The organism is Streptomyces sp. NPDC031274 (assembly GCF_055570235.1).
In genome coordinates this window covers 94,987-112,554 of sequence record NZ_JBVIHP010000033.1, presented here as the reverse complement: position 1 = coordinate 112,554, position 17,568 = coordinate 94,987, and the positions used below count along the sequence as shown (strand labels likewise).

Sequence of the window (17,568 nt, the reverse complement as noted above, 5' to 3'; positions counted from 1 at the left end):
ACGCGACGTAGGAGCGCCCTTGACGCCCGGCCCGTAACCGCCAAACTCCGGACCACCGGACGGCCCCGGCAACCCCACCAACACCGGCCCACCACCACTCCCCAAACGGCAACCCCCACACCCCAGGCCCACCAAAGCCCCGGACCGCCACCCCGCCACCCCGTCACCCCGCCACCCCGTCACCCCACCTGACCCCACCTGACCCCACCTGACCCCACCTGACCCCACCTGACCGCGCCCAGAGACCCAGACAGACCCCAGAGCCGTTGCGTTCCGCGCAACACGCGTTGTGCATTGCGCTCGACGCAATGCTCATTACGGTTCGGCAGCGGGCCCAGATGGGTCTAGACCGCTTGCAGCTCGTGTGGCCACAATCACTCCACAACAACGGTCGGCGCAGGACACAGCACGAACCCATGAGGGGGCCGGTATGAAGCGACGGGTCATCGCGGCAGGTATCGCCATGACGCTCGGACTGACCGCGACGGCATGCGGCAGCGATGACGGGAGCGACGGCGGCGACGCCACCGACGGCAAGGGCAAGACCCTCACCGTATGGATCATGGAGGGGACCAACCCCGACGCCAGACCCTTCTTCAACGAGGCGGGCAAGGCCTTCGAGAAGAAGACCGGTGCCAAGATCCACGTCGAGTACCAGCAGTGGGCCACCGCGCAGAAGAAGTTCACCACCGCCATCGAAGGCGGCGAGGACCAGGTCCCCGACGTGGCCGAGGTCGGTACGACCTGGGTGCCGCAGTTCGCCGAGACCGGCGGTCTCGTCGACGTGACGGACAAGGTCAAGGAGTCCGGGCTCAACGACGACCTCGTCGAGGGCCTCAAGGACGCGGGCACGCTGGACGGCAAGCAGTACGGCATGCCCTGGTACGCGGGCGTACGCAGCATCGTCTACCGCAAGGACATCTTCGAGAAGCACAACCTGAAGGCGCCCACCACCTGGAAGGAGCTTCAGTCCGCGGCGAAGACGCTGAAGGACAAGGAGCCCGGGATGATCCCCTTCCCGGTCGCGGGCGGCGCCGAAATGTTCGCCACCCCCTTCATCTGGGGCGCCGGGGGCGAACTCGCCACCGAGCAGGGCGGCACGTGGAAGTCCGGCATCAACTCCCCTGAGGCCGTCAAGGGCATCGAGTTCTACACCGGGCTCGCCACCAAGGACAAGGTCTCCCCGGCCAAGGTCAACACCTGGACGGAGAAGGAGGTCGGCGACGCCTGGAACAAGGGCCAGATCTCCATGGCCGTCGGCGGCAACTGGACCCCCAAGGCCATCGTCGAGGCAAACCCGGACCTCAAGGGCAAGCTCGCCGCCGTGCCGATCCCCGGCGAGAACGGCGGCATGAGCAAGTCGTTCCTCGGCGGCTCCTACCTGTCCACGTTCGACACGGACAAGAAGGACCTCGCCTGGGAGTTCGTGAAGATGCTGACCACGGGTGACTTCGCGGCCAAGTGGGCCGAGGACACCAACTACTTCCCGGGTCAGAACTCCGAGCTGAAGAAGATCGAGGCGAAGAAGGACCCGCTGGTCGAGCCCTTCGCCAAGCAGATGCTGGAAGCCGGCGCGACCGTCCCCAAGACCAAGGCGTACGGCGAGATCCAGGCCTCCAAGGTCATCCCCGGCATGGTGCAGTCCATCCTGACCGGCAAGTCCTCCGTCCAGGAGGCGGCGGACAAGGCAGCCAAGGACATGGACGCTATCTTCGCCAAGGACAAGTAGGCAGGGGCGAGTCGGCACTGTGAAAGACACGCTTGTCGGCGGCGGACCGGAGGAAGACACCACGGCCCGCCGCCGCCCCGCCACCCGACCGGAACACGAAGCAGCCCTCCGCAAGAAGAAGCTGGTCGGCCTCACCCGGCCGTGGCTGCTCCTCGCGCCCTCCCTCCTGGTCCTCGCGGGCCTGCTGCTCTGGCCGCTGATCCAGGTCGTCAAGCTCTCGATGCAGGACTACGTCGTCAAATTCGGCGGCGGAGTGGGCACGTACACCGGATTCGACCACTACACCGACCTGCTCGGCAGCGGACTCCTGTGGAAGACGGTCCTGCCCAACACGGCGTTCTTCGCGATCGCCTGCGTCGGTCTCACCGTCGCCCTCGGCACGCTCGTCGCGCTGCTGCTCAACCGCCTCGGTCCGATCTGGCGGTTGATCTGCTCCATCGCGATCCTCGCGGCCTGGGCGATGCCCGCCGTGACAGGGACGTACGTCTGGATCTGGCTCTTCCAGCCGCAGGACGGCATGGTCAGTCAGATCGCGGGATCGATGGGGCTCATCGATCCCGAGACCAGCAACTGGTTCACCGAGCGCGGCCCGTTCTACGCGATCGCGACCCTGAACGTCGTCCACCACGGCTTCCCGTTCGTCGCCATCACCGTTCTCGCGGGCCTGATGACGATCCCCAAGGAGCTCTACGAAGCGGGGGAGCTGGACGGCGCCAACGCCTGGCAGCGGTTCTGGAAGATCACGCTGCCGACGATCAAGCCGGTCTTCCTCGTGGTGACCATCCTCTCCACCATCTGGGACTTCAAGGTCTTCACCCAGATCTATCTGATGCCGGGAGGCGACGGCGCCAACGAAGAGGTCTACAACCTCGGCGTCTTCTCGTACATCCAGGCCTTCGCCAAGAACGACTACGGCACGGGCGCGGCAGCCGCGGTTCTGCTCACCCTGCTGCTCCTCGCCATCACGATCGTCTACATCCGCACGCTGTTCCGGCAGGGGGAGGAGGACCTGTGAGCGCCCGCCGCACCACACCCGCCGCACGCATCGGCCTGCCCGTGGCGGTCGCCGCGCTGCTGCTCTTCACGCTCTTCCCCGTGTACTGGATGATCTCCACGGCACTCGACCCGAAGGCGGTCACCCGCGGTTCGGACGTGCTGCCGAGCGGCATCAGCTTCGAGCACTTCACCTACGTGTTCGAGAAGGGCAACTTCGGTACGTACCTGCTGAACTCGGCGCTCGTCGGCTTCGGCACGATCCTGGCAGCCGGGGTGCTCTCGCTCTTCGCGGCGATCGCGGTGGCCCGCTTCAAGTTCCGGTTCCGCACCTCCGTACTGATCATGGTCCTGATCGTGCAGATGGTGCCCCTGGAGGCGCTCGTCATCCCGCTCTTCATCCAGATGCGGGACTACGAGATGCTCAACTCGCTGATCGGTCTGACGATCGTCTACATCGCGCTCTCGCTCCCCTTCGCGATCTGGACCCTGCGCGGGTTCGTCCAGACCGTGCCCAAGGAGGTCGAGGAGGCGGCGTACATCGACGGGGCGTCCTGGTTCCGGATGTTCAGGTCGGTGCTGCTTCCGCTGGTGGCGCCGGGACTCGTGGCGACCTCGATCTTCGCCTTCATCACGGCGTGGAACGAGTTCGTCTTCGCGTACACCTTCATGAAGGGCAGCGACAAGTACACGGCCGCCGTGGGCATTTACCAGTTCTTCGGCGAGAACTCCACGGCCTGGGGCCCGGTCATGGCCAGCTCCACGCTGGTCACCGTGCCGGTGATGATCTTCTTCGTGATCGTCCACCGGAAGCTCGGCTCGGGCCTGGCGGCCGGAGCCGTCAAGGGCTGAGATCGGGGAGGCGTTCGGGGGGGGGCTACGGAACCCTGAACGTCTCCCCGTACACCTTCCACGTCAGCGGCGTCTTCAGGCCCAGATTGCCGTCGTAGAGGAACTCCCGCTGCGCCGTGTCCACGCGCGTCGTGTCGCGGTGCGCCTTCTCGGACTTCATCGCCGCGCGGCGGATGTCCAGGAAGATGTCGAGGTACGCCTTCTCCTTGCCGCCCTGCGCGGGCGTGTTCGCCTCCTTCAGCGTCGCCTCGCGCAGGCCGTAGAAGCCGCGCGGTCCGGTTCCGGGGCCGTGCAGGACCATCGCGTCGTAGTAGATGAACTGCCCCAGCGTGCCGAGCCCGTCGAGCTTGGCGAGGCGGACGGCTGGGTCGAAGTAGATGCGGTCGCGCGCGCTGTTCTGGGCCTTGCGGAAGGCGGGTTCGTCGGCCTCCGCCTTCCATGCCTTGGTGAAGCCGGGGTCGAGCCCCTCGTGCGAGTCGCTGCCGTCGACCTTGCGCAGGGCGGGCAGGTAGCGGGCCAGGCCGTTGTCCGGGTGGTCCTTCGTGTACCGCTCGACGAGGGTGAGCAGGTCGTGCGTGCCGGTGCAGAAGCCGATGATCCCTGCGGTGTAGCCGTGGTCGTCGTCGATGTCCTCTATATAGCCGTACTGCCCGCGCCAGTTCAGCGTGGAGTTCTCCGCGCTGGCTATCAGCTGCTGGGCCAACTCCTTCTTGGCGGGCGCCGCGAGACCCGGGGGCAGGTCCGCGATCAGCTCGTCGTCGGCCTTGATCTCGGCCGCCGACTTGTCGTCGTCGTAGGGCCGGTGGGTGCCGGGCGCCTTCTGGTCGGCCCCGGAGCCGCCCTTGTCCGAGTCCCCGCCCAGGAAGTAGACGGCGACCGTGGCGACCGGGGCGACGGCGAGAAGAAGGAGGCCTGCACGTTTCATTCGCACAAGATTACGTGCGGTTGAGCGGTAGCGCGCCTTCCGGATCCGGCTCTATTGACTAATAGTCAATATCGCATCAGTCTCTGGAGCCAGACCGGTCATGGGAGGCCCTATGAGCACCGAAGCGCGGGAGCAGCTGAGCAAGGAGCTGCGGGACGAACCACCGGAATCCTTCGGGCAGTTGGCGCCCGAGCAGCTCGCTCTGCTCGCCGACGCGCTGAAACGCGAACGGGAGAGCCGGGCGTCGGGCCTGAACGAGGCCGCCGAGGAGGCGCTCAAGCTCGTGCCCGCACTGGCACGGGGCCCCGTACGCCGCATTCTGTTCCGATAGGGGAGGGAGGGGCAGGCCATGGACAAGCTGCGGAGCAGGGCGGAGACCCTGAAGATCGCGCGTCTGCTCGACGTCGAGCCGGACGCGCTCGCCTTCCTGAGGACACTTCCCGTCGAGGACGTACGCCGCTTCCGCGAGAGCTGCGTCGCGGAGCTCTTCGACCGTACGCCCGAGATGCTCGACCGGATCGCGTCCGCGACGAAGCTGGTGCCTGCCGGGGTCGCCGCCGCGATCTCGCAGAAGGCACTGGGTCCGCGCCTCGCCGCCGGGGTCGCAGGGCGCCTCGAACCGGCGCGGGCCGCGGACATCATCGAGAAGCTGCCGGTGTCGTTCACGGCGGAGTCGTGCGGGCATCTCGACCCGCGCCGGATCAAGGGCATCGTCGACCGGCTCGACGAGGGCCTGGTGGTGCGGATCGCGGTGGCGCTCGCCGAGCGGGGCGACCATCTGACGATGGGCCGGTTCGTCGGACACCTGCGGGACTCGGCGCTGAGCCGGATCCTGCCGCAGGTGGACGACGCCACGGTCCTGCGGACCGGCTTCACGATCGACGTACCCCAACGGCTCGGTCAGATCATCGAGTTGATGGGCGCGCAGCGGCTCGCGTCAGTCATCGCGTCGGCGTCGGGGGAGGGGCTGTGGCCCGAGGCGCTTGCCGTCGCCGGGATGGTGACGGGGGAGCAGCGGGCTCGTATCGCCTCGCTCGCCGCCGCACGGCCGCCGGACGAGCTGGATTCCCTGGTCGTGACGGTGAGCGAACAGGACCTGTGGGAGTCGCTGCTGCCCCTGGTCGCACTGCTTGGCGAGGAGGAGCGGCGGGCGGTCGCCGTGCTTCCGTCCCTGCGGGACGCGGCGGTGCTCGGCGGGGTCGTGCGGGCGGTCGTGGTGACCGGCCTGTGGGCGGAGTTCCTGCCGCTGGTGGACGCGCTGCCGGAGGAGTCCCGCAAGGTCGTCGCCGACTCGGCGGGGGCGCTGCCCGCGCCCGACCTGGACGCGCTCGCCCTGGAGGTCGACAAACAGGACCTGTGGGAACTGGTCATGCCCCTGGTCGAGTTGATGAACGATGACGCCAAGACGCGGATCTTCGAGTTGCCGGCGTTTCAGGAGCGAGCGGAGTAGGAGCGAGCGGGGTAGGAGCGCCCCGCGGGGGCCCCGCGGGGGCCCCGCGGGGAACGCCTCGACCTCACCCCGACCTCACCCCGACCTCACCCCGCCGTCGACCCGCCGTCCACCGCGAACTCCGCCCCCGTGATGTACGACGACGCCTCCGAGGCAAGGAAGAGAATCAGCTCCCCGACCTCCTCGGGCCTCCCCATCCGGCCGAGCGGCAGATGGGACCAGTCCCGCCCGGCGGAGGCCGTGGAGATCATCGGCGTGTCGATCGCCCCCGGATGCACGGAGTTGACCCGCACCCCGTACCGCGCCAGGTCAAGGGCCGAGGACCGGGTCAGGCCCCGCAACCCGAACTTCGTCGACCCGTAAGCCGCATGCCCCCGTATCCCCACGAGCCCAGCCGTCGACGATACGTTCACGATCGACCCCCCACCCGCCTCCCGCAGCGCGGGCAGCACAGCCTGGATACCCAGGAACGGGCCGAGCAGATTGACCCGGATCAGAGCATCGAAGTTCTCGTACGTCTCGTTCTCCACGGACGCCGTCCGCCACAGCGCGGCGTTGTTGACGAGCGCGTCCAGGCGGCCGAAGGCCTCCACCCCCGCCGCCACGGCCGACGACCAGCTCTCCGCCTCCGTGACGTCATGACGTACGAACAGGCCCTGATCGCCCAGGGACTTGGCGACGCCCCGCCCCTCCTCCTCCCGCACATCCGTGATCACGACCCGCGCCCCGGCCTCCGCGAAGAGCCGCGCCTCGGCCGCCCCCTGACCCCGGCCCGCACCGGTGATCAGTACGACCTTCTCCCCGAGCCCGTAAGAGATCACTTCACGCCTCCGTCAGCGTGCCCCGTACCCTCGGCCCACTGGAACGGGGCGGGAGAACGGAGCGGAACGTGGAACCGGCGATCAGCCTGCGCAAGGTGGAGGAGACGGCGCCCGCCCTGGTCAGCCTCTACAAGTCCGCCGGAGTGAGCCTGCGCAAGCACGGCCTCGAGGGCATGCGCGCCGCCGTCTATCTCGTCGTCGACCACTCCGGCTCCATGCGGTCGTACTACAGGAAGGGCAGCGTCCAGGCCCTCGCCGAGCGCGTGCTTGGCCTGTCCGCGCACCTCGACGACGACGGCATCGTGCCCACGGTCTTCTTCTCCACGGATGTCGACGCCGTCACGGAGATCTCGCTCGACCGCCACCACGGCAGGATCGACGAGATCGTCGAGGGGCTCGGCCGCATGGGCCTGACCAACTACCACGTGGCGATGGACGCCGTGATCGACCACTACATGGACAGCGGATCCACCGCTCCTGCCCTGGTCGTCTTCCAGACCGACGGCGGCCCCACCAGCAAGAGCGCCGCCGAGCGGTACCTCTGCAAGGCGGCGCGTCTCCCGCTCTTCTGGCAGTTCATCGGCTTCGGCCACGAGAAGAGCCCGCAGTTCGACTACCTCCGCAAGCTCGACGAACTCGCCGTCCCCGCCGCCCGCGTCGTCGACAACGCGGGCTTCTTCCACGCCGGGAAGAAGCCCCACAAGGTCCCGGACGACCACCTGTACGACCAACTCCTCGGCGAGTTCCCGACCTGGCTCGCGGCGGCGCGGGCGCAGGGCATCGTGGCCACGTGACCTCCGTGCCCCGGGGAGCGGCTCAGCCGACCATCCGCATCCGCAGCGCGAGAACCGTCCGCGTATCAAGTCCGAGTCCCTTCCTCAGGTAGCCGTCGAGGCTTCCGTACTCCTCCTTCACCTGGGCGAGCGCCGCCTCCAGATAGCCGGTGCGGACCTCCTGGAGCGGGATCAGCAGATCCGGGTTCTGCATCAGGCCGCTCTGCTTGAGGCCCTCGCGCACCTTCGCGTCGTACGCCGCCCGGTAGGTGTTGGACGCCAGGAAGTCGCCCACGACGGTGCGCTCGGGGACACCGACGGCGCGCAGCAGCAGATAACTGGTCCAGCCGGTACGGTCCTTGCCGGCCGTGCAGTGGTAGAGCAGCGGCGATTTCCTGCCGCCGTGAGCGATGTCACGCAGGGTCGCCGCGAACTGCGCCCGGTTCGCGGCGTCGGTGACGAAGGTGCGGTAGACGTCACGCATGAAGGCGTCCGCCTTGCCGTTGCCCAGCATCTCCTCCTGCTTGACCGGGTCCTTGGAGCCGATCGCGGTCATCAGCGTCGTGAAGAGACCGTTGTCGCTGATGGCCCGGGACGTCGGGGCGAGCCCGGCGGGCAGCCGGTCGGGCCCGTCGTACTGGACCTCGGCCGGAACCCGGAAGTCGACGACCTTCTTCAGGCCGAGCCCGGCGAGGGTGGCCACGTCGGCGTCGGTGAGCTTGGCCAGGGCGTCGGCGCGGAAGACCTGGCCGTAGCGGACCCGCCCGCCGTCGTAGGTGCGATGACCGCCGACGTCTCTTACGTTGACGGCGCCCTGGAGAGGTATCCGGTGTACGCCGTCGGATGCGGGGCGAAAGGAGTGGTGCGGGGCGTGCTGCGCTGTGCCGTGCCGCGCTGTGCCGTGCTCGGGTGCGGCGGGTCCGGCCTCCGCCGCCCAGGCGGGCAGGGTGCCCAGAGCGAGCGCGCAGACCGCGACTCCGACCGTCGTACGTGTACGGGTGATGCGCATCGGGCCGCCTTCCTCCGTAGCGGTCGCCATGGCCACGCGTCGTTCAACCAAGCGATTGTTTGGTTGAAGGTAGCGGGGTGCCCCGACAGGAGGAAGGTGTGTGCGGCAGGTATCTGGGTCGGGTGTCCCGACGCCCCTGCCCGGCCGGTGCGGCGAGTGGCGCCCCCGCCCCGGCGGTGCGGCGACCGGTGCGCCTGTCCGGCGGTGCGGCGAGTGGAGTAAGGGCGGCGACCCTGTCCCGTGCGGTCAGTGGGGACCCCGATACGAGGGGTCCCTCGTCCGTGTTAGGCTTATGCGTCGCAGTTTTGGTACCCATGAACTTTATGTACGCCTGACGGGAATGCTCCGAAGGCACATTATTGTTTTTTTCCGGTCTCTCCGGGATGGGGGTCATTGCAGCGCTTGGAATCCACAATTCCGTGGTTTTCCTTACTCTGCCCCTGTTGAGGAGATTGACATGGCAACCGGCACCGTTAAGTGGTTCAACTCGGAAAAGGGCTTCGGCTTCATCGAGCAGGACGGCGGCGGCCCCGACGTCTTCGCCCACTACTCGAACATCGCGTCCTCCGGCTTCCGTGAGCTCCTCGAGGGCCAGAAGGTCTCCTTCGAGGTCACGCAGGGCCAGAAGGGCCTGCAGGCGGAGAACATCGTTCCCGCCTGATCGTCGTAGCACGCGAACCTCATAGCCGGGGCCCGCACCGGATAGGTGCGGGCCCCGGCTTGTGCTGTCACCAGGCCCAGGAAGGCATTTCCGTATGAATCGCTCCGACCGCCCCGCACGTCCTGCCCGCGGGCGCTCCACGAACGCACGCGGAAAGGCCCCGGTGGCCGGCGGCGGCCAGGCGAGGGGCGCCGCGAAGAAGACCGGCCGCGCCAAGCCGAGGCCGGTGGGGGGCGAGTTCGCGCTGCCCGAGAGCATCACGCCCGCGCTGCCCTCGGTCGAGGCGTTCGCCGACCTTGACATGCCAGAGGCTCTGCTGAAGACACTGGCCGCACAGGGCGTGACCGAGCCCTTCCCGATCCAGGCAGCCACGCTCCCCAACTCCCTCGCGGGCCGCGACATCCTCGGCCGTGGCCGCACCGGCTCCGGCAAGACCCTCGCCTTCGGCCTCGCGCTCCTCGCCCGCACCGCGGGCCGCCGCGCCGAGCCGCGCTCCCCTCTCGCCCTGGTCCTGGTCCCCACGCGTGAGCTGGCGCAGCAGGTGACGGACGCGCTGACGCCGTACGCCACCTCCGTGAACCTCCGCATGTCGACGGTCGTCGGCGGCCTCTCCATCGCCAAGCAGGCGGGCACGCTCCGCCGCGGCGCCGAGATCATGGTGGCGACCCCCGGGCGTCTGAAGGACCTCATCGAGCGCGGCGACGCCGATCTCTCGCAGGTGCGGACGACGGTCCTCGACGAGGCCGACCAGATGGCCGACATGGGCTTCATGCCGCAGGTCACCGCGCTCCTGAAGCAGGTCGAGCAGGGTGGCCAGACCATGCTGTTCTCCGCCACGCTCGACAAGAACATCGACCGTCTGGTCCGGATGTTCCTGACGGACCCGGTCGTGCACTCGGTCGACCCGTCCGCGGGCGCCGTGACGACGATGGAGCACCACCTTCTGTACGTGGCGGACGAGACCGACAAGAAGGCCGTCGCCCTGCGCATCGCCGCCCGTGAGGGCCGGGTGATCATGTTCCTCGACACCAAGCGCGCGGTGGACCGCTTCACCAAGCGGCTCCTCGCCAACGGTGTACGGGCGTCCGGGCTGCACGGCGGCCGTTCGCAGCCGCAGCGCAACCGGACCCTGGACCAGTTCAAGACCGGGCAGGTCACCGCGCTCGTCGCCACCAACGTGGCGGCCCGCGGCATCCACGTCGACGACCTCGACCTGGTCGTGAACATCGACCCGCCCACCGATCACAAGGACTACCTCCACCGTGGCGGGCGTACCGCGCGGGCGGGGGAGTCGGGCAGTGTCGTCACGCTCGTCCTGCCGGACGAGAAGCGGGAGATGGCGCGTCTGATGTCCGACGCGGAGATCAGCCCGAAGACGGCGCGAGTGAAGTCCACGGACGAGGAGCTCGTCCGCATCACCGGTGCGCGTGAGCCCTCCGGGGTGCCGGTGGTCATCGAGGTCCCCCAGCAGCAGCAGGCTTCGCCGCAGCGTGCCCGGCGGGGGCGTCCCGCCGGACAGGGCGGGGGCGGCGGTGGCCAGGGTCAGCGCCGGGGCCGGTCCCAGGGGCAGTCGCAAGGCGGCCAGGGTGGCCAGGGCGGTCAGGGGCAGTCCAGGTCCCAGTCCCAGGGCGGCGGTCGCTCTTCCGCCGGTGGCGGCACTGGTGGCGGTCGGCCCTCCGCGGGCGGCGGTGCCGGTGGCGGTCGGCCTTCCGCGGGCGGCGGTGCCGGTGGTGGCCGTGCGCGGCGTGGCGGTGGCGGCCGTCCCAGCGGGGGCGGGGCGCGCCGGGCGGCGTAGTCGTAGGCCGGATGGTAGTAGTGCGGGTGCCCGGTGGCGGGGTGTTGTTCCCTGCCGCCGGGGGGCGGGCGTCGTGTGCGTCTCACCCGCCCGCCTGATTGCCACACCTGACAGAGTCCGAGGGAGGCCCTGATGCCCGAGAAGCAACCCCAGTCGCGTCAGCGTCAGTTGCTGCCCCTGGTCGGTGACGAAGGCGATGGCAGCGACGGCGATCGGCAGGATCTGCGGGCAGACTGCGGCAGTTGCTTCGGGCTCTGTTGCGTGGCCCTCACTCTCTCCAAGTCCTCGGACTTCCCCGTCGACAAGGCGGCCGGCACCCCCTGCGCCAACCTCAAGCAGGACTTCCGCTGCGGCATCCACCAGAACCTGCGTCAGAAGGGCTTCTCGGGCTGCACGGTCTATGACTGCTTCGGCGCCGGGCAGAAGGTCTCACAGGTCACCTACGGTGGAACCGACTGGCGGCAGAACCCCGACGCCGCCCGCCAGATGTTCGACGTGTTCCCGGTGATGCGCCAACTCCACGAACTGCTCTGGTACTTGACGGAGGCGCTCGCCCTGCCGCAGGCCCGCCCGATCAGGGCCGAGCTCCAGCGTGCGCTGGACGCGACCGAGCAGCTCACCCAAGGCGCCCCCGCGGCCGTGGCCGAGACGGACGTGGCCGCACACCGTGAGGACGTCAACGTCCTCCTTCTGCGCACCAGCGAACTCGTACGCGCGGACATTCACCAGAAGAACCAGAACAACCAGAAGAACCAGAAGAACCAGCAGCAGAAGAATCAGAAGAAGAAGGACCGCAGGGGAGCTGATCTGTTCGGTGCCCGCCTCAAGGGCGCCGACCTCCGAGGCGTCACCCTTCGCGGTGCCTGTCTCATCGCCGCGGATCTTCGTGGCGCCGACCTCCGCCAGGCCGACCTGATCGGCGCGGACTTCCGGGACACGGATCTGCGCGGCGCTGACCTCACCGGCAGCCTCTTCCTGACCCAGTCGCAGGTCAACGCGGCGACGGGGGACGCAGAGACGACACTTCCCCCGTCCCTGACACGCCCCGCGCACTGGGGCCAGGGGTAGCCAGGACGGGCCCGCACCTTTACGGGTCGCCGCGCCCTTCCGTGTCGCCACCCTTACGTGTCGCACTCCAGCACCGTCCGGCACAGCGTGCACCGCGCCCGCATCCGCCCCCGGGCAGGCAACCGGATCCGCTGCCGGCAAGTGGGGCACGGGAACGAGACCCGCAGCGGCGCGGCCCCGCCTGACACACGGGAGAACGAGTACGTCCCCGCCCCACCGGAGCCGTGCGTCAGCGCATACCGCCGATCCTTCGCGTACCGCCGCCGCCCCGTCCACCCCGCGGCCGTCAGCGGTGGCTGCTGCTCGTCGAGGCGGGCCTGCGCGAGCCCCTTCGTATAGGCGGTGTACGCCTGCGCGCTGGTGAACCACGTCTCCGGCGCCTCACCGAAGGCGATGGCCCGCTTGGCGAGTACGTACCCGAACTCCTCCGGCGTCAGGTACCCGAGCTTCTGCGACGAGGCGCCGTCCTCCCGATAGGCGTCCAGGAGGAGCCAACCCGCACCCAGATAGGTGGTGGCGGTATCCGTGAGGATCTCGTTGTCGCGTGTGCCGGGGAACGCCAGATCGAGCCGGTGCAGATACACGTGCATGACCTCGTGGGCGAGGGCGGCGCCGATGTCCCTGCGGTGCGTACGGAACCGGTCGTTCAGTTCGATGAAGTACTCGGGTCCGGCGGCGAGTTCGATGTACGCCGCGTGTTCCATCTCGCGGAAGCTGACGATCATGCGGGCGTCCGGGAGGCGGAGGTGCCGCACCATCTCGCGGGCCACCCGCTGCACGCCCAGATGAAGATCTTCCTGGTCGGAGAAGGCGACGTCGGCGGAGGCGATGCTGGTGTCGAAGGTGTGGACGCCGTCGTACGAGAGGCGTTTGTAGAGCGCGGTGATCGCGGAGCGCACCGTCTCCAGATGGGGGTAGCCGTGCACCACCGGGCCGCCGTCCGTCACGTCCGCACCCCCCAAGAATGAGACGGTTCGTGTCGTCTCAGCTTGTATCGAGTTGCCGCGATTCGCCTCAACTCGGTTCCACTGTACGGCGCGTGCCAGGGCGCGCTCCCGTATCCGGAACCAGCCCGGGCGCGGGCCCGTGGCCGAAAACCGCCCCTTGCTCTATGCGGACACTGATCTCCATAATCCGCAACAACGCATTGGCGGGCTCATGCCATCCTCGTGCTTGCGCGGGGAGGGAGTGGGGCCGTGAACGCGTGCAACCCCCCACGAACCCCCCACGAAGGGAAGCCCGTTGAACACCAAGCTGCGTGGAGTCAAGAGAGCCGCCACCCTCGGTGCCATCGCCCTCGCCGCCGTCAGTCTCCAGCCCGTCGCCGCCTCCGCGGCCCCGCACCCCGGCCCCACCCCGGGTGAGCGCGTGGTCGGCGGTACCCCCGCCGAGCAGGGCGAATTCCCGTTCATGGTCCGTCTGTCGATGGGCTGTGGCGGCGCGCTGTACGCCAAGGACATCGTGCTGACCGCCGCCCACTGTGTGGACGGTTCGGGCGACAACACGAGCATCACCGCCACCGGTGGTGTCGTGGACCTGGAGAGCTCGGACGCGGTCAGCGTCAAGTCCACGAAGGTCCTGCAGGCGCCGGGTTACGACGGCAAGGGCAAGGACTGGGCGCTCATCAAGCTCGCCAAGCCGATCGACCAACCCACGCTGAAGATCGCCAAGGACGACAAGCTCAACGAGGGCGACTTCACCATCGCCGGTTGGGGAGCCGACAAGGAGGGTGGCGACCAGCAGCGCTACCTGCTCAAGGCGACGGTTCCGTTCGTGAGCGACGCGGACTGCGAGGCCGCGTACGGCGGCGACCTCACGCCCGGCGAGGAGCTCTGCGCCGGCAAGCTGGCGGAGGGCGGCACGGACACCTGCCAGGGTGACTCCGGCGGCCCCATGTTCCGCAAGGACGAGGCCGGGGAGTACGTCCAGGTCGGCATCGTCAGCTGGGGCAACGGGTGCGCGCGCCCCAAGTTCCCCGGGGTCTACACCGAGGTGTCGACGTTCTCCACTGACATAGAGAAGGCGGCGTCGTCCCTCTGACGCGTCGCTGGGCGCGGCCTCGCTCCGGTTGTGGGGCGGGGCCGCGCTGTTATGTCCGTCCTCGCCGTGTGCCGGTGGGTGGCAAGTGGGCGGGTGGGCGGTAGAGGCTTGTTCGGCACCGGCACGGGAACCCCACCGTTCAAGCCCCCGGCAGGCACCTCCACCGTTCAGGCCCCCGGCAAGGCACCCCCACCGCTCAAGCCCCCGGCAAGGGAACCCCGTTAGTCCAAGACCTGCCTCCCCTTTGTCCATGGGCGTGCAAGACCCTCCCGGCGCAGGGTGACCGCACCGAGATCCGTTCCACGGAGGGGTGCCATGCAGCCGTCAGACACGTCAGGGCCGAGCCGCAGAGTCGTAGTCGCCACGGGCGCGCTGGCCGGCGTCGGAGCCGCCGTCGGCCTCGGCTCAGCCGCCTCCGCCGCGGCAAGGACAGCCGCGCCGGGCGAAGCCGTCCTGCGCTCCGCCGACCTCGACGTGCGCGTCGCCACCGACTTCCCCCGCGTCATCTCGTACACGGACCGCGCCAGCAAAGCGGTCCTGCACGCCCAGTCGGAGACCGTCACCACGCTCCTGGTGGACGACAAGACGCACACCCCGAAGGTGACGGCGACCGCCGGAGCCAACCGGGTCGAGTACGTCCTCACCCTCGGCGGCGGCACCACCGTCACCGTCGAGATCGCCCTCAAGGGGCGCCAGGTCCAGTGGCGCGTGACGGAGATCGACGACACCGACGCCCTGCGCGTCGGCACCCTCCGCATCCCCGGCCTCGCCCTTCTCTCCGTACGCAGCGATCAGCCGGGCGCCGCTCTTCTCGCCGCCAAGATCCAGCTCGACAAGGACAAGAGCGGGGACACCGAGGTCAAGCTGACCGCGGACACCGCCGCGCAAGCGCCCACCGGATGCGCCTACGCCGTCGTCGCGCACGACGCGCTGGGCGGCGCCGTGGAGACCAACACCGTCTACGACAAGCCCACCTCCGAGGCCGGAACCACCTGGGACAACGGCCGGCTCTGGCGGGAGACCGTCAGGAAGAGCGGCTACGTGGAGGCCCGCTTGGTCCCCGGCCAGTGGACGCACCGCGCGGCCACCGCCGCCGTCGGCGACACCGAGCCCCTTCCGTACGCCACCGTCGTCATCACCGGCGACCGCAACGGAGACGGCAAGGTCGACTGGCAGGACGCCGCCATCGCGTTCCGCGACATCATGGTGAAGCCGGTCGGCGCGGACGAGCAGCATCTGCGTGTCGTCCCGCACATCCCTTTCAACTTCGCCTCGCAGGCCACGAACCCGTTCCTCGCGACCCTCGACAACGTCAAGCGGATCCACCTGGCCACCGACGGCTTGCGGCAGTACACGCTGCTCAAGGGCTATCAGTCCGAGGGGCACGACTCCGCGCATCCCGACTACGCGGGCAACTACAACACGCGCGCGGGCGGCTTGGACGACTTGAACACCCTGGTCAGGGAGGGCAAGAAGTGGAACAGCGACTTCAGTGTGCATGTGAACGCCACGGAGTCCTATCCCGTCGCGAACGCTTTCTCCGAAAAGCTCGTCGACAAGGCCGATGAGCAGTGGGACTGGCTGGATCAGAGCTACCGCATCGACCAACGGCGAGACCTGGTCTCCGGTGACATCATCAAGCGGTTCGCCGACCTGCGGGACGAAGCCGATGGTGCGCTCAATGCTCTCTACATCGATGTATTCCGCGAGTCGGGGTGGACGTCCGACAGGCTGCAGCGAGCCCTGCGCGAGCAGGGCTGGATCGTCACCAGCGAGTGGGGGCACGGCTTCGAGCGCTCGTCCGTCTGGTCGCACTGGGCGACGGAGACGGATTACGGTCCTGATACCTCGCGGGGCATCAACTCCCGGCTGATCCGCTTCATCCGGAACCACCAGAAAGATGTCTTCGCCGACAAGTGGCCGACGCTTCTGGGCATTGCGCGCATGGGCAATTTCGAGGGGTGGGTCGGAAAGACCGACTGGTCCTATTTCTATGACCTGATCTGGACCGATTCGCTGCCCGCCAAATATCTCCAGGCCTATCCCATCAAATCCTGGGGCGAGCACGAGATCAGTTTCTTCGGAGAGGGCGGAGAGGGCGGAGAGGCCGGGGGGAGCGGGACCGTGGTCTCCGACACGGGAGGCGTCCGGCGGATCGTGACGGACGGCCGTGTCGTCTACGACGGGGGGAGCTATCTGCTTCCCTGGGAGCCTCGCAAGGCCACCGATCCCGGCAAGCTGTATCACTACAACCCCAAGGGCGGGCAGGGGAGTTGGCGGCTGCCGCGCGGGTGGTCCGGGCTCGGCAAGGTCGCGCTGTACCGGCTCACCGACCAAGGGCGGGTCTTCGTCGCCGACGTTCCGGTGCGGGGCGGCAAGGTGACCCTCGACGCCAAGGCCAAACAGCCCTACGTCCTCTACCGCAGGCGCGCCGCCGCGGTGCCCGACCCCGCCTGGGGGCAGGCGACCCCCCTGCGCGACCCGGGCTTCAACTCCGGCTCCCTGGAGGGTTGGAAGGTCTCAGGACCGGTTTCTGTCGCGCTCAGTGAGCTCGGCGACCACGAACTCGTCATCGGCTCGGGCGGCAAGGCCGCCGTCGGCCAGCGGCTGCGCCGCCTGAAGGCAGGAACGTACGTCGCCTCCGTACAGGTCGAGGTCGGTGAGAAGAGCGGCGACGAGCGCAAGGCCACCCTGGAAGTGCGCACCGCCGACGGTGTCACCGCCGCCAACTGGACGCGGACCTCCACGGCGGGCAACTACGTGGCGGCCGACCGCAAGCACGGCACCCGCTTCCAGCGGATGTCCGTGCCCTTCACCGTCCCCGATGGCGGTGGCCCGGCCGAGCTGACGCTCCGGGCCGACGCGGGCCACGCGCGCGTGCGCTTCGACAACGTACGCATCGTCTCCACGCGTGGCGGCGTCCCCGGAGGAGGGCGGCTCGTCGCCGAGGACTTCGAGCAGGTGCCGCAGGGCTGGGGGCCGTTCATGAAGGGCGACGCGGGGGACGTCACCGACCCGCGCACGCACATCGCGCAACGGCACGCGCCGTTCACACAGCGCGGCTGGAACGGCAAGGCGATCGACGACGTCATCGACGGCACTCAATCCCTCAAGTCCCGCGGCGAGAACACCGGGCTCGTCTACCGCACCGTCCCGCACACCGCCCGCTTCGAGCCGGGCAAGCGCTACCGCGTCACCTTCCGGTACGAGAACGAGAAGGCGGGCCAGTACGCGTGGATCACCGCCGTCGATGAGCCCGCGACCCGTGAGGCGGCCCGCGAGATCGATCGCAAGGAGCTGCCCGTCGCGACCGAACCCACCGTCCTGACCTATGAGTTCACCGCCCCCGCCAAGGGCGAGGCGTGGGTCGGGCTGCGCAAGAGCGGGGACGACGGCACCGCGGAGTTCGTCCTTGACGCCTTCGAGGTGCGCGAGGTCTGACGTTCCGCCGG

At 68.9% G+C, this 17,568-nt stretch carries 15 protein-coding genes; 11 read left to right on the top strand and 4 right to left on the bottom strand.

The window, feature by feature from the left end; genetic code table 11:
- The first annotated feature begins 430 nt into the window (after positions 1 to 430).
- From ACZ5CR_RS37985 to ACZ5CR_RS37975, 3 genes are read left to right on the top strand one after another with little or no spacing between them, the layout of a single operon-like run.
- Positions 431 to 1,729 (top strand): sugar ABC transporter substrate-binding protein, encoded by a 1,299-nt coding sequence (locus ACZ5CR_RS37985; protein ID WP_468866336.1) that lies wholly within the window; start codon positions 431 to 433, stop codon positions 1,727 to 1,729.
- 19 nt (positions 1,730 to 1,748) lie between these two features.
- Positions 1,749 to 2,744, top strand: a complete 996-nt coding sequence (locus tag ACZ5CR_RS37980; protein ID WP_468866334.1) for a carbohydrate ABC transporter permease — start codon at positions 1,749 to 1,751, stop codon at positions 2,742 to 2,744.
- The gene (locus ACZ5CR_RS37975) at positions 2,741 to 3,574 is read left to right on the top strand and encodes a carbohydrate ABC transporter permease (RefSeq protein ID WP_468866331.1); all 834 of its coding nucleotides are present in this window, start codon (positions 2,741 to 2,743) and stop codon (positions 3,572 to 3,574) included. The genes ACZ5CR_RS37980 and ACZ5CR_RS37975 overlap by 4 nt, the downstream gene beginning before the upstream one ends.
- 25 nt (positions 3,575 to 3,599) lie before the next feature.
- On the opposite strand, the gene ACZ5CR_RS37970 is transcribed toward ACZ5CR_RS37975, so the two are convergent.
- Entirely contained in the window at positions 3,600 to 4,499 is a 900-nt protein-coding gene (locus ACZ5CR_RS37970) for a chitosanase (RefSeq protein WP_468866330.1), read from the bottom strand.
- A gap of 112 nt (positions 4,500 to 4,611) precedes the next feature.
- Here ACZ5CR_RS37970 and ACZ5CR_RS37965 point away from each other — a divergent pair, with 112 nt between their 5' ends.
- Complete coding sequence (locus ACZ5CR_RS37965; RefSeq protein ID WP_468866327.1) at positions 4,612 to 4,830, top strand: hypothetical protein; 219 nt, start codon at positions 4,612 to 4,614, stop codon at positions 4,828 to 4,830.
- A gap of 18 nt (positions 4,831 to 4,848) precedes the next feature.
- Positions 4,849 to 5,949, top strand: coding sequence for a hypothetical protein (locus tag ACZ5CR_RS37960; RefSeq protein WP_468866326.1), 1,101 nt, complete (start codon positions 4,849 to 4,851; stop codon positions 5,947 to 5,949).
- A gap of 86 nt (positions 5,950 to 6,035) precedes the next feature.
- Here the strand turns inward: ACZ5CR_RS37960 and ACZ5CR_RS37955 are convergent, their stop codons facing one another.
- Entirely contained in the window at positions 6,036 to 6,770 is a 735-nt protein-coding gene (locus ACZ5CR_RS37955; RefSeq protein WP_468866323.1) for an SDR family NAD(P)-dependent oxidoreductase, read from the bottom strand.
- A gap of 68 nt (positions 6,771 to 6,838) precedes the next feature.
- Between ACZ5CR_RS37955 and ACZ5CR_RS37950 the strand changes: the two genes are divergently transcribed.
- On the top strand, positions 6,839 to 7,564 hold the full coding sequence (locus ACZ5CR_RS37950) for a vWA domain-containing protein (protein WP_468866320.1): 726 nt from the start codon (positions 6,839 to 6,841) through the stop codon (positions 7,562 to 7,564).
- 22 nt (positions 7,565 to 7,586) lie between these two features.
- On the opposite strand, the gene ACZ5CR_RS37945 is transcribed toward ACZ5CR_RS37950, so the two are convergent.
- A complete protein-coding gene (locus tag ACZ5CR_RS37945) occupies positions 7,587 to 8,552 on the bottom strand; it encodes a tyrosine-protein phosphatase (protein WP_468866318.1) in 966 nt (321 codons plus the stop codon).
- Between the two features lie 457 nt (positions 8,553 to 9,009).
- Here ACZ5CR_RS37945 and ACZ5CR_RS37940 point away from each other — a divergent pair, with 457 nt between their 5' ends.
- From ACZ5CR_RS37940 to ACZ5CR_RS37930, 3 genes are all read left to right on the top strand, one after another.
- Positions 9,010 to 9,213 (top strand): cold-shock protein, encoded by a 204-nt coding sequence (locus ACZ5CR_RS37940; protein WP_030362889.1) that lies wholly within the window; start codon positions 9,010 to 9,012, stop codon positions 9,211 to 9,213.
- 94 nt (positions 9,214 to 9,307) lie between these two features.
- Positions 9,308 to 11,008 (top strand): DEAD/DEAH box helicase, encoded by a 1,701-nt coding sequence (locus tag ACZ5CR_RS37935; protein WP_468866316.1) that lies wholly within the window; start codon positions 9,308 to 9,310, stop codon positions 11,006 to 11,008.
- 132 nt (positions 11,009 to 11,140) lie between these two features.
- Positions 11,141 to 12,076: a pentapeptide repeat-containing protein gene (locus ACZ5CR_RS37930; protein WP_468866314.1), complete on the top strand. Its 936-nt coding sequence runs from the start codon at positions 11,141 to 11,143 to the stop codon at positions 12,074 to 12,076.
- Between the two features lie 53 nt (positions 12,077 to 12,129).
- Here the strand turns inward: ACZ5CR_RS37930 and ACZ5CR_RS37925 are convergent, their stop codons facing one another.
- Positions 12,130 to 13,023: a hypothetical protein gene (locus tag ACZ5CR_RS37925; protein ID WP_468866313.1), complete on the bottom strand. Its 894-nt coding sequence runs from the start codon at positions 13,021 to 13,023 to the stop codon at positions 12,130 to 12,132.
- Between the two features lie 295 nt (positions 13,024 to 13,318).
- On the opposite strand from ACZ5CR_RS37925, the gene ACZ5CR_RS37920 reads away from it, so the two are divergent.
- Together ACZ5CR_RS37920 and ACZ5CR_RS37915 are read left to right on the top strand one after the other, a co-directional pair.
- Positions 13,319 to 14,116, top strand: a complete 798-nt coding sequence (locus ACZ5CR_RS37920; protein WP_468866311.1) for a S1 family peptidase — start codon at positions 13,319 to 13,321, stop codon at positions 14,114 to 14,116.
- Between the two features lie 315 nt (positions 14,117 to 14,431).
- Positions 14,432 to 17,557 (top strand): endo-alpha-N-acetylgalactosaminidase family protein, encoded by a 3,126-nt coding sequence (locus tag ACZ5CR_RS37915; RefSeq protein ID WP_468866309.1) that lies wholly within the window; start codon positions 14,432 to 14,434, stop codon positions 17,555 to 17,557.
- The last annotated feature ends 11 nt before the right edge of the window (positions 17,558 to 17,568 follow it).

What these genes read in the sequence shown, in the direction of transcription:
- ACZ5CR_RS37985 (WP_468866336.1), top strand. Translation starts at nt 431, where the DNA reads ATGAAGCGACGGGTCATCGCGGCAGGTATCGCCATGACGCTCGGACTG.
- ACZ5CR_RS37970 (WP_468866330.1), bottom strand. Translation starts at nt 4,499, where the DNA reads ATGAAACGTGCAGGCCTCCTTCTTCTCGCCGTCGCCCCGGTCGCCACG.
- ACZ5CR_RS37965 (WP_468866327.1), top strand. Translation starts at nt 4,612, where the DNA reads ATGAGCACCGAAGCGCGGGAGCAGCTGAGCAAGGAGCTGCGGGACGAA.
- ACZ5CR_RS37960 (WP_468866326.1), top strand. Translation starts at nt 4,849, where the DNA reads ATGGACAAGCTGCGGAGCAGGGCGGAGACCCTGAAGATCGCGCGTCTG.
- ACZ5CR_RS37945 (WP_468866318.1), bottom strand. Translation starts at nt 8,552, where the DNA reads ATGCGCATCACCCGTACACGTACGACGGTCGGAGTCGCGGTCTGCGCG.
- ACZ5CR_RS37940 (WP_030362889.1), top strand. Translation starts at nt 9,010, where the DNA reads ATGGCAACCGGCACCGTTAAGTGGTTCAACTCGGAAAAGGGCTTCGGC.
- ACZ5CR_RS37935 (WP_468866316.1), top strand. Translation starts at nt 9,308, where the DNA reads ATGAATCGCTCCGACCGCCCCGCACGTCCTGCCCGCGGGCGCTCCACG.
- ACZ5CR_RS37930 (WP_468866314.1), top strand. Translation starts at nt 11,141, where the DNA reads ATGCCCGAGAAGCAACCCCAGTCGCGTCAGCGTCAGTTGCTGCCCCTG.
- ACZ5CR_RS37915 (WP_468866309.1), top strand. Translation starts at nt 14,432, where the DNA reads ATGCAGCCGTCAGACACGTCAGGGCCGAGCCGCAGAGTCGTAGTCGCC.